The sequence below is a fragment of the Mycobacterium sp. E1747 genome, from assembly GCF_001667775.1.
Lineage (GTDB): Bacteria > Actinomycetota > Actinomycetes > Mycobacteriales > Mycobacteriaceae > Mycobacterium.
Window position 1 is genome coordinate 1 of sequence record NZ_LZJI01000106.1, and the last position, 778, is coordinate 778.

Below are 778 nucleotides of genomic sequence, written 5' to 3' on the forward strand. Positions count from 1 at the left end.
TGCTGCTGTCCGACGGCGGGGAGAACAAGCCGTCCAATCCCAGCGACCCGCACGACGGGGCGTACACGGCGGCGCGGCTGGCCCGCGACGAGGGCGTGCCCATTTCGACGATCTCGTTCGGCACCAAGACCGGCGAGATCGAGATGGACGGGCAGCGCGTCGCCGTCCCGGTCTCGACGGACCACATGAAGACCATCGCCAAGCTGTCCGGCGGGCAGTCCTACACCGCCAGCAACATCGCCGAGCTCAACAAGAGCTACAACGCCATCGAGAAGGACATCGGTTATCGGACCGTGCCGGGGCCGGGCAGCGCCGGGTGGCTGCGCCTGGGCGTGATCACCGCCTTGATCGCGACGGCGCTGGCGCTGCTGATCAACCGGCGGCTGCCGGTCTGATCGCTCAGGAGGGCAGCCGGCGATTCAGGAACAGCCCGGCCAGGATCGCACCGGCCAACGCGACCGCGCCCAGCAGCATCCAGGCCAGGCTGGCGTCGCCCTTGACGGTCTCGTAGCCGATCTGGCGCTGCAGGGTCGAGTAGACGTTCTTCAGCGATTCCAGGCTGTCGGCGTGGAACGCCTGGCCGTCGGTGATCTCGCAGATCTTCTGCAGCGTCTGGTCGTCGACGGGAACCGGGATCGTGGCGCCCTCGTATTCGACGGTGCCGTACGGCGTCCCGAAGGAGATGGTCGAGATCTGCACGCCCGCGGCCTTGGCGGCCCGGGCGGCGGTGAACGCCCCCTGCGGGGCGTTGGCGTCCAGCGGCACATGCTCCGCGCTG

Annotated in this window: 2 pseudogenes; one reads left to right on the forward strand and one right to left on the reverse strand. The window is 69.0% G+C overall.

Annotated elements, in window-relative coordinates:
* Nucleotides 1–395 (forward strand): annotated as a pseudogene (locus A5695_RS11035) (hypothetical protein); the annotation flags it as partial.
* 4 nt (nt 396–399) lie between these two features.
* Here the strand turns inward: A5695_RS11035 and A5695_RS11040 are convergent.
* Nucleotides 400–778, reverse strand: a pseudogene (locus A5695_RS11040) (hypothetical protein); the annotation flags it as partial.